The organism is Pseudomonas sp. TMW22091, assembly GCF_022496705.1.
Classification (GTDB): domain Bacteria; phylum Pseudomonadota; class Gammaproteobacteria; order Pseudomonadales; family Pseudomonadaceae; genus Aquipseudomonas; species Aquipseudomonas saxonica.
The window spans coordinates 122,687-138,993 of sequence record NZ_SCFI01000001.1; the positions used below are offsets into that span (position 1 = coordinate 122,687).

General features: G+C 54.8%; 14 protein-coding genes. 9 read left to right on the forward strand and 5 right to left on the reverse strand.

Annotated elements, in window-relative coordinates:
* Nucleotides 1–54 precede the first annotated feature (54 nt).
* The 8 genes from EQV93_RS00565 (at nt 55) to EQV93_RS00600 (ending at nt 10,201) form a co-directional block, all read left to right on the forward strand.
* Nucleotides 55–657, forward strand: a complete 603-nt coding sequence (locus EQV93_RS00565) for a LysE/ArgO family amino acid transporter (RefSeq protein ID WP_122784672.1) — start codon at nt 55–57, stop codon at nt 655–657.
* A 220-nt stretch (nt 658–877) separates the two neighbouring features.
* On the forward strand, nt 878–1,474 hold the full coding sequence (locus EQV93_RS00570) for a superoxide dismutase (protein ID WP_122784673.1): 597 nt from the start codon (nt 878–880) through the stop codon (nt 1,472–1,474).
* A 252-nt stretch (nt 1,475–1,726) separates the two neighbouring features.
* Nucleotides 1,727–3,778 carry a putative bifunctional diguanylate cyclase/phosphodiesterase gene (locus EQV93_RS00575; RefSeq protein ID WP_240890709.1) on the forward strand — a complete coding sequence of 684 codons (2,052 nt, stop codon included), beginning with the start codon at nt 1,727–1,729 and terminating at the stop codon, nt 3,776–3,778.
* Nucleotides 3,779–3,938: 160 nt separating this feature from the next.
* The gene (locus EQV93_RS00580) at nt 3,939–5,285 is read left to right on the forward strand and encodes an imelysin family protein (RefSeq protein WP_122784675.1); all 1,347 of its coding nucleotides are present in this window, start codon (nt 3,939–3,941) and stop codon (nt 5,283–5,285) included.
* A 248-nt stretch (nt 5,286–5,533) separates the two neighbouring features.
* Nucleotides 5,534–6,076, forward strand: a complete 543-nt coding sequence (locus EQV93_RS00585) for a hypothetical protein (protein WP_240890710.1) — start codon at nt 5,534–5,536, stop codon at nt 6,074–6,076.
* 494 nt (nt 6,077–6,570) lie between these two features.
* On the forward strand, nt 6,571–7,998 hold the full coding sequence (locus EQV93_RS00590) for a di-heme oxidoreductase family protein (RefSeq protein WP_122784676.1): 1,428 nt from the start codon (nt 6,571–6,573) through the stop codon (nt 7,996–7,998).
* A gap of 27 nt (nt 7,999–8,025) precedes the next feature.
* Nucleotides 8,026–9,090, forward strand: coding sequence for an imelysin family protein (locus tag EQV93_RS00595; protein ID WP_146384023.1), 1,065 nt, complete (start codon nt 8,026–8,028; stop codon nt 9,088–9,090).
* Between the two features lie 13 nt (nt 9,091–9,103).
* A complete protein-coding gene (locus tag EQV93_RS00600; protein WP_240890711.1) occupies nt 9,104–10,201 on the forward strand; it encodes a DUF1513 domain-containing protein in 1,098 nt (365 codons plus the stop codon).
* Nucleotides 10,202–10,265: 64 nt separating this feature from the next.
* Here the strand turns inward: EQV93_RS00600 and EQV93_RS00605 are convergent, their stop codons facing one another.
* The 5 genes from EQV93_RS00605 to colR form a co-directional block, all read right to left on the reverse strand.
* On the reverse strand, nt 10,266–10,490 hold the full coding sequence (locus EQV93_RS00605) for a hypothetical protein (RefSeq protein WP_240890712.1): 225 nt from the start codon (nt 10,488–10,490) through the stop codon (nt 10,266–10,268).
* On the reverse strand, nt 10,490–11,206 hold the full coding sequence (locus tag EQV93_RS00610; RefSeq protein WP_122784680.1) for a lipopolysaccharide kinase InaA family protein: 717 nt from the start codon (nt 11,204–11,206) through the stop codon (nt 10,490–10,492). Before EQV93_RS00610 ends, EQV93_RS00605 begins: the two co-directional genes overlap by 1 nt.
* A gap of 3 nt (nt 11,207–11,209) precedes the next feature.
* Nucleotides 11,210–11,890 carry a class I SAM-dependent methyltransferase gene (locus EQV93_RS00615; RefSeq protein WP_240890713.1) on the reverse strand — a complete coding sequence of 227 codons (681 nt, stop codon included), beginning with the start codon at nt 11,888–11,890 and terminating at the stop codon, nt 11,210–11,212.
* Between the two features lie 151 nt (nt 11,891–12,041).
* Nucleotides 12,042–13,322 (reverse strand): sensor histidine kinase, encoded by a 1,281-nt coding sequence (locus EQV93_RS00620; protein ID WP_122784682.1) that lies wholly within the window; start codon nt 13,320–13,322, stop codon nt 12,042–12,044.
* Nucleotides 13,312–13,995, reverse strand: a complete 684-nt coding sequence (gene colR, locus EQV93_RS00625; RefSeq protein WP_146384029.1) for a two-component system response regulator ColR — start codon at nt 13,993–13,995, stop codon at nt 13,312–13,314. The genes EQV93_RS00620 and colR overlap by 11 nt, the downstream gene beginning before the upstream one ends.
* 202 nt (nt 13,996–14,197) lie before the next feature.
* On the opposite strand from colR, the gene EQV93_RS00630 reads away from it, so the two are divergent.
* Nucleotides 14,198–16,147, forward strand: a complete 1,950-nt coding sequence (locus tag EQV93_RS00630; RefSeq protein WP_122784683.1) for an LTA synthase family protein — start codon at nt 14,198–14,200, stop codon at nt 16,145–16,147.
* The last annotated feature ends 160 nt before the right edge of the window (nt 16,148–16,307 follow it).

Consider the following 16,307-nt stretch of genomic DNA (forward strand, 5'->3'; position numbering starts at 1 on the left):
GGACAATAGCCAGCAGCAAACTTCTTTCCGGCTGCAGTACAACGAGTGAATTTTATGTGGCAAAGCTATCTTAATGGTCTGTTGGTCGCGTTCGGTCTGATCATGGCCATCGGCACTCAGAATGCTTTCGTACTGGCGCAAAGCTTGCGTCGGGAACATCACCTGCCAGTGGCGGCATTTTGCGTGGTGTGCGATGCATTGCTCGTCGCTGCCGGTGTTTTTGGCCTGGCCACTGTTCTGGCGCAAAACCCGCTGCTGCTCAGTGCGGCACGCTGGGGTGGCGCGGTATTTTTGTTGTGGTACGGCACACAGGCGCTGCGTCGAGCTTTTTCCAGTTCAAGCCTTGAGCAGACGGCCGGGCAGACGGCGCGTTCACTTAAAGCCGTCATGCTCAGTGCACTAGCGGTGACGTTGCTCAACCCGCATGTCTATCTCGATACCGTGTTGCTGATAGGCTCCCTTGGGGCGCAACAAAGTGTTCCCGGCGCATATGTGGTGGGTGCAGCCAGTGCGTCATTGTTGTGGTTTTTTACGCTGGCAATTGGAGCCGCATGGTTGGCGCCTTGGCTGGCAAGACCCTCTACATGGCGCATTCTGGATATGTTAGTGGCAGTGATGATGTATGCGGTGGCAATACAGTTGATTCTGGCAGGATGAGATGGCTTCAAGCTTCACGCTTATAACCTGCCGCGTACCGCTCAATTTTTTATCAACCCGGCTGAAACGTCTATTCCACACAGTTGTCGCGTGGTTATGCCGCCACCCCGGTGCTATGATCTTGGCCTGCGCCGCAAAGAGTAAAAACTCCCTGGCGCGTGTTTGGCCGCCCGTGATCGGCCTTGCGCTCATCGCAACTGACCTGATTAGGAGAATCATCATGGCTTTCGAATTGCCGCCGCTGCCCTACGCACACGATGCCCTGCAGCCGCACATCTCCAAAGAAACCCTGGAGTTTCACCACGACAAGCACCACAACACCTACGTCGTGAACCTGAACAACCTGGTGCCAGGCACCGAGTTTGAAGGCAAAACCCTGGAAGAGATCGTCAAAACCTCTTCGGGTGGCATTTTCAACAACGCCGCTCAGGTCTGGAACCACACCTTTTACTGGAACTGCATGACGCCAAACGGCGGCGGCGAACCTACCGGTGCTCTGGCCGAAGCCATCAACGCTGCATTCGGTTCCTTCGACAAGTTCAAGGAAGAGTTCAGCAAAACGTCCATCGGCACATTCGGCTCCGGCTGGGGCTGGCTGGTCAAGAAAGCTGACGGTTCCCTGGCTCTGGCAAGCACCATTGGCGCCGGTAACCCGCTGACCAGCGGCGACACCCCGCTGCTGACCTGCGACGTTTGGGAACACGCTTACTACATCGACTACCGCAACGTACGTCCAAAATATGTAGAAGCGTTCTGGAACCTCGTTAACTGGAAGTTCGTCGCTGAGCAGTTCGAAGGCAAAACCTTCACCGCTTAAGCCTGACACCCAGTAAAAAACCCGGCTTGCCGGGTTTTTTATTGCCTGATTAAAAGCGCCCCACCCGATACGGGCGCCCCCTCCGACCGCTTCTCTTCTCGTGGTGACTCGTGCCCACCCGCTCATACTCAGTTAACAATACACCTGCACACTCGTCTTTGTGACTATCGTGAGATAGCTGCATCTAACATCCGCATCAATGTCCCTGTACACAGGCCACAGCAGTAACGGTAACAAACAAGGAATTGCGCTTTGAGGCTGGAATTCAAAAACAGCTTGTCACTCAAGCTACTCCGGGTTGTGCTGCTGTCAGCATTGGCCGTAGGGAGCGTAATCAGTTGCGCGCAAATCGTGCTGAATATCTACGAAACACGACGGACCCTGGAGCACGATGCTCAACGTTTACTGGTCATGTTTCGCGACCCATCGACTCAAGCGCTCTATAGCCTTGATCGCGATATGGCCATGCAAGTCATCAGCGGCCTGTTCCAGGATGACTCTGTCAGCCAAGCCTCGATTGGCAATCCCAGCACCGGGCCTCTTGCGCAAAAGTCCCGCCCCCTGATGGACACACCCTACCGTTGGCTCACCGATTACATATTGGGCAAGGAGCGCACCTTTACTATCCCGCTCAAAAGCAGCTCGCAATACAACGAGTATTACGGTGATTTGAGCCTCTCTCTCGATACAGCCACGTACGGCGAAGCGTTTCTGACCAATGCCGCAGTGGTGTTTATCTCCGGTGTTTTCCGGGCTCTGCTGATGGGGTTGGTGTTGTACCTCGTGTATCACTGGTTATTGACCCGCCCCCTCTCGAAAATCATCCGACACCTGACACGCGTTAACCCTGACCACCCCAGTAAACACGCCATGCCGCTTCTCAAGGGCCATCAGCACAATGAGTTAGGGGTATGGGTCAATACGATTAATCAATTATTGGCATCCATTGAACGTAATACGCATCTACGTCGAGAAGCTGAAAGCTCTCTGCTTCGTATGACTCAGCATGACTTTCTGACGGGGCTGCCCAACCGTAAGCAACTGCAAATCCTACTGAGTAAAATGCTGGCCGATGCGGGCCGCTCCCAGCGCCGAGTAGCGGTGTTGTGTGTCGGCCTGGACGATTTCAAAGATATAAACGAACAGTTTGGTTATCAGGCTGGCGATCAATTGTTGCAGGTCATTACCGACCGATTGCAGAGCCATAATCAAACCGTCGGGGCACTGGCTCGTCTGGGCGGGGATCAATTCGCGTTAATTCAGCCACACATTGAACAGCCCTACGAGTCTGCCGAATTAGCTCAAAGCATTCTGGATACATTCCTCACACCCTTCAACGTGGGTCAACACGCCATTCGTTTGCGGGCAACGATTGGCATTACGCTGTTTCCAGAAGACAGCGACACGGCTGAACAATTGCTGCAAAAAGCCGAACAAACCATGACGCTGGCGAAAACCCGTTCACGAGGCCGTTATCAGTTTTATATTGCCAGTGTGGATCGCCAAATGCGCCGCATGCGTGAACTTGAACAAGACCTGCAAGACGCCTTGCCCAACAACCAGCTCTACCTGGTTTACCAACCGCAAATTCGTTACAGCGACCACCGTATCGTGGGCGTCGAAGCGTTATTACGTTGGAAGCACCCCAAGCACGGCATGATCGCTCCTGACCTCTTTATTCCGCTGGCTGAAAAAAACGCCAGCATTATTGCGATCGGTGAGTGGGTGCTGGACCAAGCCTGTCGCCAACTGCGGGAATGGCATGATCTGGGCTTCAATGAACTGCGCATAGCGGTGAATCTGTCGACGGTGCAGTTACACCATGCCGACTTGCCAGAAATGATCGATAGCCTGTTACAGAGCCACTGCCTGGCACCGCGCAGTCTAGAGCTGGAAGTCACTGAAACCAGCCTTATGGAAGACATCAACACCGCCCGCCAACACTTGCTCAGCCTGCGTCGCTCCGGGGCCCTGATCGCCATTGATGATTTTGGAACGGGTTACTCGTCATTGAGTTACCTCAAGAGCCTGCCGCTAGACAAAATCAAGATCGACAAGAGTTTTGTTCAAGACCTGATGAAGGACGACGACGATGCAACTATTGTGCGGGCCATTATTCAACTGGGTAAAAGCCTGGGCATGCAGGTGATTGCCGAGGGCGTCGAAACCATTGAACAAGAAACGTATGTGATCAAGGAAGGCTGCCATGAAGGTCAGGGCTATTTGTACAGTAAACCCCTGTCTGCGCGGGCCTTGAGCGCGTATCTGATCAAGGAAGAGCGTGAACGCACGCTCATTCTGTAAATCCATATTTCAAGATTTGGGACAGAATCATCCTGAGACTATGTAAATAAGAAAGATTTCCAACACTAACCCTTTACACAAAATGCATATCTTTCGCATCATGTCGCAGTTTTGCGTGCAGCCGCACGCTTGTCCCACCTCTCGAAGCAGGATTTTCGCCATGATTCGTATGCCCCTGGCCACCGCCAGTCTGCTGGCCATTGCTATCACACTCGCCGGTTGTGGCGACAAGGACAAGGAAAAAACAGCTGCGGCTCCAACGCCAGCGGCAACGACCAACGTGGCAACACCGGCCACTGACATCACCGCAGCCAAAGTTGATGAAGCAGCGGCCAAAGCCGTTGTCGGCCACTACGCTGACATGGTTCACGCCGTGTACAGCGACGCCGAATCCACCGCGAAAAACCTGCAAACCGCTATCGACGCGTTCCTTGCCAAGCCCAACGACGAAACCTTGAAAGCCGCTCGCGAGGCGTGGGTTCAAGCCCGTGTGCCTTACCTGCAAAGCGAAGTGTTCCGCTTCGGCAACACCATCATTGATGACTGGGAAGGCCAAGTGAACGCCTGGCCGCTGGACGAAGGCCTGATCGACTACGTTGACGCTTCCTACGCTGGCGCACTGGGCAATCCGGGGGCCAATGCAAACATCATCGCCAACACCGAGATTCAGGTCGGCGAAGACAAAGTCGACGTGACTGAAATCACACCTGAAACCCTGGCCAGCCTGAACGAACTGGGCGGTTCTGAAGCCAACGTTGCGACTGGCTACCACGCCATCGAATTCCTGTTGTGGGGCCAGGATCTCAACGGCACCGGCCCGGGCGCAGGCAACCGTCCTGCCTCCGACTACCTTGAAGGCGAAGGCGCTACCGGCGGCCACAATGATCGCCGTCGTGCGTACCTGAAAGCCGTAACCCAACTGCTGGTGAACGACCTGAACGAAATGGTCGGTAACTGGGCACCGAATGTGGCCGACAACTACCGCGCTACCCTCGAAGCCGATACACCGCAAAACGGTCTGCGCAAAATGCTGTTTGGCATGGGCAGCCTGTCGTTGGGCGAACTGGCTGGCGAGCGCATGAAAGTGTCGCTGGAAGCCAACTCCCCGGAAGACGAACAAGACTGCTTCAGCGACAACACCCACAACTCGCACTTCTACGACGCCAAAGGTATTCGTAACGTGTACCTGGGCGAGTACGTCCGCGCTGACGGCACCAAAATGACCGGCCCTAGCCTGTCTTCTCTGGTGGTAGTGGTTGACCCCGCTACAGACGCCACGTTGAAATCCGATCTGGCTGACACCGAAGCCAAGATTCAGGTCATGGTTGACCACGCCAACAAGGGTGAGCACTACGACCAGTTGATCGCAGCGGGCAACGAAGCCGGCAACCAAGTCGTTCGTGACGCCATTGCAGCCCTGGTCAAACAGACCGGCGCTATCGAGCAAGCCGCTGGCAAACTCGGTATCAGCGACCTGAACCCGGATAACGCCGATCACGAGTTCTGATCTGCAGGGTTTAAGTGAGTACACAAAAAACGGCCTTCGGGCCGTTTTTTTGTGGGTGTTATTGCTATCGAAGGCTGTTATCTGACGTAGAGCCATTTTGATTTTATTTTTAAGTATTTATTAAGCAGATGCACCCTCCCCCTTCAGACAAAACACCAACAACTCCAAAACAATATACATATACAGCCTTTCACCCCAATCAAACTTGCTTAAATCAAAAATCCAAGAATGTATTAAGCGAGAGAAACATGAGCACTCATTACAGTCCATTTCAAGCTAGCGGTTCCCTCATGCTGCCGCCAAACCAAACGATGTCTCCAGGGCAATATCTTATGTCTGAAAACGGACGTTTCAGACTTGAACTACAAGCTGATGGAAATCTTGTAATTAAAGAGGGGGGATCTACCGTATGGCTAGCCGATAGCAACCAAGCTTACAGCAAAACTTTGCAGCGTAAAAAAATGCGCGAACGGCTTCACTTCGTTATCAGTAACAGTGGTTTCCTTTATGATCCATCAAGAAGACGCTTATGGATTGCTGAAAGTACTCACAGCAATGATAAATCGCTATGGAACAACGCGTGCATGGTTATACAAAATGATGGCAATTTAGTCATTTATGATCAACGTACTGGGAATTTATGCTGGGCTCGGTTTGGATTTATCCCAGGCCGCAGGCCAAAGAGAACATTCACAGCGATAAAATATATTACCCAGTGGGGCACCGATTCCCATATGGGAGTTTTAACCTACACAAACTCCAACTTCCGATACCCATATAGCACAACTTAATTATGAAGCACTGCAGGAGGATGCAAACAATCAAAACCGTACGGATCTGTCTGACATTTGTAAGCAAGCTCTGGACTGTATACTTTAGGAAATGGCCGATCACTTATACATCCAGAAATCGACACCAATATAAATACTGCTAAAATTATCTTCATACTTACTCCGCTTTTTAGGAAGCATAGTGTATTTGAAGAAAAATTTGTATATCACTCATCTCCGATTAATCTGTAGGAAATACCTTTTATATTATCAAGCCATCCAAGGCTTATTTCATGTGAGTCAGCGCGAACCTTTTACCAGTCGGTCAAGCTGATTGGCATTTTCAATCATGATGAGGTTAACCTCCAGACCGTACTGCCCTCCCCCTCACAAGCAGGCTCAATCTCCTGACTGAGCCTGCCACACGTCAAACCAAACGCTAATCCCTCTTATTTCAATTCACCTTCCCTGATAAACTTTGCGCCCTCGATTTTGCTCGCTGATCTGGACGCTTGATGCCTTCGTTGCCTCTTCGCCTGTCTCTGCTGCTGTTGGCCCTGGGCCTCGGCGGCTGTGATGATGCCCCGCGCTTCACCAAACCCGAGCCCGGCGAAGCCCGCTCAGGCGGTGCAACGACTGTGCGCAAAAACGATCAAAATGCGTTTTCCATGCCGTCCGCCAACCTTTCGCCTACACGGCGTCTGGATTTCAGCGTCGGCAACAGTTTTTTTCGCAGCCCTTGGGTCATCGCACCGTCCACCACCACCGCACGTGATGGTTTAGGCCCGCTGTTCAACACCAATGCCTGCCAAAATTGTCATATCAAGGATGGTCGCGGCCACCCGCCACTGCCTGATGCCAAAAACGCTGTGTCCATGCTGGTGCGCCTGTCGATACCTAACGATCCGGCTTACACCTCGCTGATCGAGAAAGCCGGGATCGTTCCCGAACCCGTGTATGGCGGCCAATTACAGGATATGGCCGTGCCCGGTGTTGCCCCCGAGGGCAAGGTGCGGGTTGATTACACAGCTGTGCCGGTGCGCTTTAAAGACGGCACCGAAGTGCAGTTACGCAAACCGACGCTGCAAATTACCCAACTGGGTTATGGCCCGATGCACCCCGACACGCGCTTCTCAGCTCGCGTTGCGCCACCGATGATTGGACTGGGCTTGTTGGAAGCCATCCCCAATGCAGCGATTCTGGCCAACGCCGACCAGCAGAAGAACAACCGCGACGGTATCGCTGGTCGCCCCAACTGGGTGTGGGACGACGCACAGCAAAAGACTGTTTTAGGTCGTTTTGGCTGGAAAGCCGGGCAACCCAATCTCAATCAACAAAATGTTCACGCCTTTTCTGGTGATATGGGACTAACCACCCACCTGAGACCTTTTGATGATTGCACCCCGGCACAGACGGACTGTCTTTCAGCACCTAACGGCAATGGCCCGCAGGGTGAGCCGGAAGTGAGCGAGAATATTTTGCGTCTTGTGGAGTTCTACACCCGCAACCTCGCGGTGCCCGCACGAAGGGACGTAGGATCACCAGACGTACTGGCCGGTAAAAATCTGTTTTATCAGGCCGGCTGCGCCTCATGCCATACACCGACGTTCACCACTTCGCCTGATGCCGCTGAACCCGAGTTGGCCAATCAGGTCATTCACCCGTACAGCGATTTGTTGTTGCACGACATGGGCCCCGGCCTTGCCGATAACCGCACCGAGTTCGCCGCCTCGGGCAGCGACTGGCGAACCCCGCCGCTGTGGGGGATCGGTTTGACCCAAACCGTCAGTGGCCATACTCAGTTTTTACACGATGGCCGTGCACGTAACCTGCTCGAAGCCGTCCTGTGGCACGGTGGAGAAGCCGAGCCGGCCAAGCAGCACGTTTTGCAATTCAATGCCGAGCAGCGTACTGCGTTGCTGGCGTTCCTGAACTCTCTTTAAACGCTTTACACGATCGGGGACCCCGACATGTTTCGACCCAAGCTGTTATTCACCAGCCTTGCCGCTATCGCTTTGGCGGCCTGCTCGCCACAAGACCCGCAAGCCGTCACTTCGGCCGCTATCGCCAAGCAGGTGATTCTGCCTACGTACAGCCGATGGGTTGAAGCTGACCGCCAACTGGCCATCAGCGCGCTGGCGTATTGCGAGGGTAAAGAAACCCTGGAGACCGCTCGTGCCGACTTCCAGCACGCGCAAAAAGCCTGGGCCGAGCTGCAACCTTTGCTGATCGGGCCATTGGCCGAAGGCAATCGTTCGTGGCAAGTACAGTTTTGGCCGGACAAAAAGAATTTGGTCGGCCGTCAGGTTGAGCAACTGGTCATTGCCCAGCCGCAAATCGATGCTGACGCACTGGCCAAGTCCAGCGTTGTGGTACAAGGCCTGTCAGCCTACGAGTACATTCTGTTCGACAGCAATATCGACCTGGCTGACCCGGCACAAAAAGCCCGTTACTGCCCGCTGTTGACCGCTATTGGCGAGCGTCAGAAACAACTGGCCGAAGAGATTCTGGCCAGCTGGAACAGCACGGATGGCATGCTGGCACAGATGACCAAGTTCCCGAACCAACGCTATGCAGACTCTCACGAAGCCATCGCTGATCTGTTGCGTGCCCAGGTGACCGCGCTCGACACCCTGAAAAAGAAACTCGGCACGCCAATGGGCCGCCAGAGCAAGGGCATTGCTCAACCGTTGCAAGCAGAGGCATGGCGCAGCCAGTCCTCCCTGCAAAGCTTGGCCGCCAGCCTCTCAGCCGCGCAGACCGTATGGGTCGGCGTGGATAACAAGGGCTTGCGTGGTTTGTTACCTTCAGATCAAAAGCCACTGGCCGACAAGATCGACGCAGCCTATGCCGCATCGCTCAAACTGTTCAACGACAACCAGCGCTCATTGAGCGAGCTGCTGGCCGATGAGGCCGGCCGTGCTCAACTGAACACCATTTACGACAGCCTGAACGTCGTCCACCGCCTGCATGAAGGCGAGCTGGCCAAAGCGCTGGGCATACAACTGGGCTTTAACGCCAACGACGGCGATTGATGAAGAGGGTTCGATGATGCGCAGGCAAGCACTCAAGCTCGGCGATCTACTGCTGAGCGCTGTCACCTTGGGTGGCTGGTCGCTGTTTCGGCAAAAAGGCCAAGGCCCGCTGTTGCTCAGCGCCCGTGACGATGTAGACGGCAATCACTTTGCCGTCGGGTATCGTCTGGATGGCACCCGGGTCTTCAGCACTCAGGTCGGCCAGCGTTGCCATGACATCATTAACCACCCGACCCTGCCTGTCGCATTGTTCGTGGCCCGGCGCCCTGGCACCGAAAGCTACCTGATCAGCCTGGCTGACGGGCAACTGTTGCAAACACTGACCTCACTGCCCAATCGTCATTTTTACGGTCACGCGGTGATCCACAAAGATGGCGAGTGGCTCTACGCCACGGAAAACGACACCACAGATCCGGGCCGAGGCTTGCTCGGGGTTTATCGCTTTGAAGGCGAACGCCTGACCCATAGCGGCGAAATTCCGACTCACGGGGTTGGCCCGCATCAAGTGTCGTGGATGCCCGACGGCGAAACACTGGTGGTCGCCAATGGCGGCATTCGCACTGAGGCCGAAAGCCGCGTTGAGATGAATCTGAACGCGATGGAGCCCAGCCTGGTGCTGATGCAACGCGATGGCACCCTGCTGAGCAAAGAAACGCTGAGTCAACAAATGAACAGCGTGCGCCACTTGGGCATCGCCAATGACGGCACCATCGTGGCGTGTCAGCAATTTATGGGGGACGCTCAGACGTTATCGCAATTATTGGCAATTAAACGGCCGGGCATGGCGTTTGAGCCGTTTCCAGTGAAGGAAGAGCAACTGCGGGCCATGGGTCACTACACGGCCAGTGTGGCGGTGCACAGTGAATTACGGTTAGTCGCATTGACGGCGCCGCGCGGTAATCGCTTTTTTGTCTGGGACCTGGACAACGGCGATTTACGTCTCGATGCCCCTCTGCCCGACTGCGCGGGTGTAGCGGCGGTAAAAGATGGTTTTGTCGTCACATCCGGCCAAGGACGTTGCCGCTTCTATGATTGCCGCCAAAAATTGCTGACCGCCAAGCCGTTGGAGTTGCCGTCAGGCTTGTGGGACAACCACTTGCATGTGATGTAGGGCGTTGTCATTGCTGGCGAAGACGACCGAGAAAGCGTCATCGCCAGCAACGATACCGCGGCGGCTATCCCTGCCCCTTCAAGCCCTGGGCCATTCCAAACATAAACAACAGCAGGTCATGATCAGGCTGTGCCGCTTCGGCAGTTTTAATGACTCGCGGCAAGGGGCAATTGGCACTATTAGGCCCGCTAATCACCTGCATCACCGGCTGCTCCCATGCGGCCATCGCCACGGAGGCAACAGCAAGAGCCACCAGCAAAAACAAACCTCGTGCTATTTCTCTCTTCATCACCGTAAACCTTTGATGGCGCTACCAAACACCTTTTCATAAAAGTAGTTCAGTTTTTTCCATTCATCGGCATTCCACGACGAATGGCGCCGTAGCTGTTTAAGATCGTGCAGTGCTGCCTTATGCGCGGTCAGTCGTTGACGGCATTTCTCAAGGTCGAGCAAGGCCACATCAACAACTGCGCTCTCCCCCGTACCCGTGACTCGAACAAAGATGTGTTTGGCGTATAAACAGCTGTGTTGCCAGCGCCCCAGGTGCATGCGTGCCAGATTGTGGGCGATGCTTTCAAGGACTCGATCATGGACCGCTTCGCCATGACGCTCACGCTCACCGGCTGCGTACCAGTTATCGACTTCGACAAAACCCTCCAGCGCAGCGGTCACTAACAGGGCACGCCACTGTTTGTCTGCACCTTGCCGGGCTGCACAGTAAACCAATTCAGGAACACCCACGGACAATTTTGTCAGGGCCTGCAACGCATCCCGCTCACGCAAGACCGTCGGGCGCCCCAGCGGATAGCGCCAACTGCGGTAGGTATGGCCGACCTGACGTTTGACATACAGCAACCGCCCACCTTCTTCATATATTCGCTGCACGCCGCTCTCACCGCCGCGACGCTGGTTCGGCTCCTCGACCCACTCGCCTTGCTGCTGCCAATAAAATTCAAAGCGATCTTCGGTCGCAGCGTCGGATGGCGATACTGAATCAGCGGTCATTTATTACCTCTTGCGCAATATGTAAACCCGCCACATGGCGTAGAGCGGGATAAAATCAAAATGGTTCTGAACTGTAAACCCGGCCTTCTTAAACTCGGACTCAACCGTATCGGCTGGTAACACAAAGCGATTTTGGTAACCCTCGGCCCCGCTATCGAACTGGCGAAGTCGCTCTAGACGTTTGCGTTTCCAGGCTTTGAAGTTGCCGTCCACCCACAAAGAAATGATTACGCTGTCTCGGCTGACCCTATGAAACTCCCGTAGCAGAGCCATGCGATGGCTTGAATCGCCAATATGATGGAGCAAGCGCATAGTGAAAATGCTGTCGACCGAGTTGTCAGGCAGATCAATATCAAATGCAGATGTCTGCAAACGTCGTACCCGTTTCACCACTTCGCCAGGTTGTGCCAGCGATGCGACGTCCAGCATGGCTGCCGAATAGTCGGCACCAATGATTTCACGGTTGGTTTTTTCAGCCAATAACGGCCAAAAACGGCCTGCCCCACAGGGTAAATCCAGCACCAGACCCGGCTCACCGGCCAATGCCAAGGCTTTGCGAGCCAATTGCTCATCACGCTTATGCGAAAGGCGACGCGCTAAGCCGTCCTGATGTTTAACCAAGTATTCGCTTGCGTGTTGCGGGTCATACTTTTCAGAAAATTTAAGTTTGATTGTTGAGTTCACAATGACTCTCCTGAAGCGTGTAGCCTCAACTTTAATCAGGAGAACGTGCGTAACAGGTCATTACAAAGTGAAAATTATGTGCCCTGACCCAGCAAACGTTGCAGGGTTTTACAGAGCCTAAATACTGGCTATGGGCCAGTTAATGAACCAGTCATAGGTCTTCAGGGTTTAATTCAACATGGAAGCGGCAACCATTAGGCTCCATGGTCGTCAGCGTCACGCGCCACCCTTGGCTGTCACAGATTCGTTGCACCAGCGAGAGCCCCAGACCCAACCCTTCGCCCCGCTTTTCGCTGCCTCGAACAAAGGGTTGAAACATAGCCTGGCGTTTCTCTTCAGGGATCCCCACGCCGCTGTCTTCCACCACAAAGCCGGTGGGCTCCAGGCTTAAGCGGATAAAGCCGGTGTCGGTGTAATGCAAGGCATTGCGCAGCAGATTGCCCATCACCGCATGCAAGAAAGTGGCGTTATAGCGGGTGTCCAATGGGTTACCCGGGTCATAAATGAGCTTGAGGCCTTTGGCCTCAATGGGGCCACGCCACAAACTGATCAACCCTTCGGCCACGGTGGTAAGGGTGACCGTCGGCGACATGCTCGCGTCTTCATGTTGCGCGCGCGCCAGCATCAGGAAGGTTTGAACCAGTTCGCGCATTTCTTCACAGGCACGTGATATTCGCTCGACCTGAGCGCGGCTGCGTTGATCCAGCGACGGACTTTCAAGCAGTAGCTCACAAGAGCTGGCCAGTACCATCAAGGGCGTACGCAGTTCATGACTGACATCACTGGTAAACAACCGCTCACGGGTGAGGGTGTCACGCAAGCGGCCTAATGTGGCATCGAAGGCCACCGCCAATTCGCCCACTTCATCGGCCGCGTAGTCTGGTGCCAAAGGGGGGGCCAAGCCGAGCAACTGATCGCGGTGACGCACCTGCCGCGCCAACCGCACTACCGGCGCCATCACCCGGCGCGCCAGTACCCAACCGAGGAAGACCGCCAGCGCCAACGCCAGCACGAAGCCGACCACAACCACGGCAAACAGCACACGCTCACGCTCTTCAAAATCACTTTGATCTTGCAGCAATACGTAGCGGCGCCCATCCACGACTTCAACCATCGCGTGATACGACAGCTGATCACGAAAGACCTCATGAAACCCCGGATCGAGATGCCGCAGGTCTTTAGGCAAGGCAAAATCACCGCGCCCGCCGCTGTAATAAAACAGTTGATCGGGCTCAGGACGATGGTTCCAGTCGGCGACGTTATCCATCAGCAGCAAACGCTGAAGGTCACCGCCCAAGCCAGCAGAAATGAGTTTCTCTTCGACCAGGTGAACCGTGGCAACAATGCCCATAGCGAAGGTGCCTGCCACTAAAGCGCTCATCAACGCAAAGGCGATAATGATCCGCTGAGCAAGGCTTTGCTTAAACTCCATCACGGCTCTCGGCGAGGCGATAACCCACACCATGAACAGTTTGCAGCAATGGTTTTTCGAACGGTTTGTCGATCACTTGGCGCAATTGGTGAACATGACTGCGCAAGCTGTCGCTGTCCGGGCAGTCATCACCCCACAAGGCTTCTTCAAGTACCTCGCGGCGTAATACATGAGGGCTTTTCTGCATCAGTACGGCAAGTAATTTAAGCCCGACGGGGTTGAGTTTGAGCAGACGCCCTTCGCGGGTGACTTCAAGGGTGTCGAGGTCGTATTTCAAATCACCCACTTGCAACTCCCGTCGGCCACCGCCTTGGGCACGACGCAACACTGCTTCGATTCGCGCAGCCAGTTCTGACAGCGCGAAAGGTTTGAGCAGGTAGTCGTCGGCACCGGACTTGAAGCCTTGCAAACGGTCATCCAGTTGATCGCGAGCCGTCAACATGATCACCGGAGTGTCGCGACGCGCATCTTCGCGCAGGCGTTTGCACAGGGTATAGCCGTCGATACCAGGCAACATGATGTCGAGCACGATCAGGTCGTAATGCTCGGTTGCCGCCAGATGCAAGCCTGACAAGCCGTCCTGCGCACAGTCCACGGTATAACCTTTAAGCCCCAAGTAGTCGGCTAGATTGGCGAGGATATCGCGGTTGTCTTCAACCAATAGAATTCGCATGGGCACTTCTCCGTACGCAGTTACCGCCATGTTGGCTCGCGCAGCTTAAGTCCTGTCACTGCACAGAGCCAGCGCTCTGGGGCATTTATATGGTTTAGTTATTTGCCGGGCGCATATGACATTTTTTTTACTAACGGTTCACATACCCCCTACAGTAGCGACCGCACACTTGCGCACCCCCAGGGTTTAAGGAAAAACACTCATGCGTCTGCTGTACTCCGCGCCTATGCGCTATCTGCTGTTATTGACGGGCTGCTGGCTTGCGACCTTTTTAATCACCCGAGGGGTGTTGCTGGCCACTCACCTTGGCGAGGCCGGCAATCACTGGCTGCCTGTATTTGGCATTGGCTTGCTCTACGACCTTGGTTTTCTGGCCTATGCCGCCGTGCCACTGGGACTGTATCTACTGCTGTGCCCGCCTGGGCTGTGGCGTCGTCGCGGCCATCAGTGGTTCCTGCAAGGCCTGCTGACCGTCAGTCTGTTTGCCATGCTGTTCACAGCAGTGGCGGAATGGCTGTTCTGGGATGAGTTCGGCGTGCGCTTCAATTTTATCGCCGTGGACTATTTGGTTTACTCCGATGAAGTGCTGAATAACGTCATGGAGTCCTACCCGATTGGCATGTTGCTAAGCGCCATTGGCGTCGTAGCCATTCTTCTAAGCATCGCGTTGCGCAAACCATTCAACGCCGCGATCAATGCACCGCTACCGACCGTTCGCGGACGTGCCGCCACCTTGGCCGGCTTGCTACTGGTGGCCGGGCTGAGCCTGCAACTGCTCGATCAGGATAGCCCGCGCGGCCAGGGCGGCAACGCCTATCAGCATGAGCTGGCCAGCAACGGCCCGTACCAGTTCTTCGCAGCCTTCCGTAACAACGAACTCGATTATCAACAGTTCTACACCAGCCTGCCCACGGCGGTGGTGGCCAAGCAGTTGCGCAGCGAGCTGGCTGAGCCCAATGCGACGTTTGTCGGCACGGACCCGCTGGATATCCGCCGCACGATTGATAACCCCGGCGCTGCGCGCCAACCCAACATCGTGCTGGTCACCATAGAAAGCCTGAGTGCGAAATATTTGGGCAGCAATGGCGATGGTCGCAACCTGACCCCTCACCTCGATCAGTTGCGTAAAGAGAGTCTGTATTTCAATAACTTCTATGCCACCGGCACCCGTACGGATCGTGGGCTGGAAGCGATTACTCTGGCCATTCCACCCACACCGGGGCGCTCAATCGTCAAGCGTATCGGTCGTGAAAGTGGCTTTGCCAGCCTTGGGCAACAGTTGAATGCGGTCGGGTATGACAGTGTATTTGTGTACGGGGGGCGTGGTTACTTCGACAACATGAACGCGTTCTTTAGTGGGAATGGCTATCGCGTCGTCGACCAAAGCAGCGTGAATGAAGCCGACATCCACTTCAAAAACGCGTGGGGCATGGCGGACGAAGACCTCTACCGTGAAACCCTGAAACTGGCCGATGCCGACTACGCTCAGCAAAAGCCGTTTTTGCTGCAATTGATGACCACATCAAACCATCGTCCTTATACCTATCCAGAAGGCCGAATCGACATCAAGTCGGGTAATGGTCGCGATGGGGCAGTGAAATACACCGACTACGCCATCGGCCAATTCCTCGAGAATGCGCGGAAAAAACCGTGGTTTGACAACACCATCTTTATCTTCGTGGCTGATCACACGGCGGGCAGTGCGGGCAAAGAAGACTTGCCGATCAGCAACTACCAAATCCCGTTGTTTATTTATGCGCCAAAGCTGATTGAAGCGCGCGAAAACGCGCAACTGGCGAGCCAGATCGACCTTGCACCCACCCTGCTCGGCTTGTTGAACATGGATTACCAGTCGACGTTCTTTGGTCGTAACGTGTTGCAGGACAACCCGCTGGCACCGCGTGTGGTGGTGGGCAACTATCAGCACCTTGGACTGTTCGACGGCAAGAACCTGGCGATACTGAGCCCGCGCCAGGGGCTACGTCGCCACGATGAAGCGCTGACGGCCAGTGTTGAATCGCGCGTACCGGCGACCGATCCGTTGGTAGAGCGGGCGATTACCTACTATCAGGCCGCGAGCTATGGCTATAAGCAGCAGTTGCTGAGCTGGAAGCCGGAGCACAAGTCGCCAGTGCAGGTCACAGAGCGCTGATTGAGCCGCAACCCTCACCCCAACCCTCTCCCAAAGGGAGAGGGAGCTGATTTGCGGTGGAACACAGGTTTGAGCATCACCTCGATCAGTCCCCTCTCCCTCTGGGAGAGGGAGCTGATTTGCGGTAGAACTCAGGTTTGAGCATCACCTCGATCAGTCC

Excerpts from the sequence above, each read along its gene's own strand:
- EQV93_RS00600 (WP_240890711.1), top strand. The coding sequence starts at position 9,104 with ATGATGCGCAGGCAAGCACTCAAGCTCGGCGATCTACTGCTGAGCGCT.
- EQV93_RS00585 (WP_240890710.1), top strand. The coding sequence starts at position 5,534 with ATGAGCACTCATTACAGTCCATTTCAAGCTAGCGGTTCCCTCATGCTG.
- colR (WP_146384029.1), bottom strand. The coding sequence starts at position 13,995 with ATGCGAATTCTATTGGTTGAAGACAACCGCGATATCCTCGCCAATCTA.
- EQV93_RS00590 (WP_122784676.1), top strand. The coding sequence starts at position 6,571 with ATGCCTTCGTTGCCTCTTCGCCTGTCTCTGCTGCTGTTGGCCCTGGGC.
- EQV93_RS00565 (WP_122784672.1), top strand. The coding sequence starts at position 55 with ATGTGGCAAAGCTATCTTAATGGTCTGTTGGTCGCGTTCGGTCTGATC.
- EQV93_RS00605 (WP_240890712.1), bottom strand. The coding sequence starts at position 10,490 with ATGAAGAGAGAAATAGCACGAGGTTTGTTTTTGCTGGTGGCTCTTGCT.
- EQV93_RS00610 (WP_122784680.1), bottom strand. The coding sequence starts at position 11,206 with ATGACCGCTGATTCAGTATCGCCATCCGACGCTGCGACCGAAGATCGC.
- EQV93_RS00570 (WP_122784673.1), top strand. The coding sequence starts at position 878 with ATGGCTTTCGAATTGCCGCCGCTGCCCTACGCACACGATGCCCTGCAG.
- EQV93_RS00580 (WP_122784675.1), top strand. The coding sequence starts at position 3,939 with ATGATTCGTATGCCCCTGGCCACCGCCAGTCTGCTGGCCATTGCTATC.
- EQV93_RS00630 (WP_122784683.1), top strand. The coding sequence starts at position 14,198 with ATGCGTCTGCTGTACTCCGCGCCTATGCGCTATCTGCTGTTATTGACG.
- EQV93_RS00595 (WP_146384023.1), top strand. The coding sequence starts at position 8,026 with ATGTTTCGACCCAAGCTGTTATTCACCAGCCTTGCCGCTATCGCTTTG.
- EQV93_RS00620 (WP_122784682.1), bottom strand. The coding sequence starts at position 13,322 with ATGGAGTTTAAGCAAAGCCTTGCTCAGCGGATCATTATCGCCTTTGCG.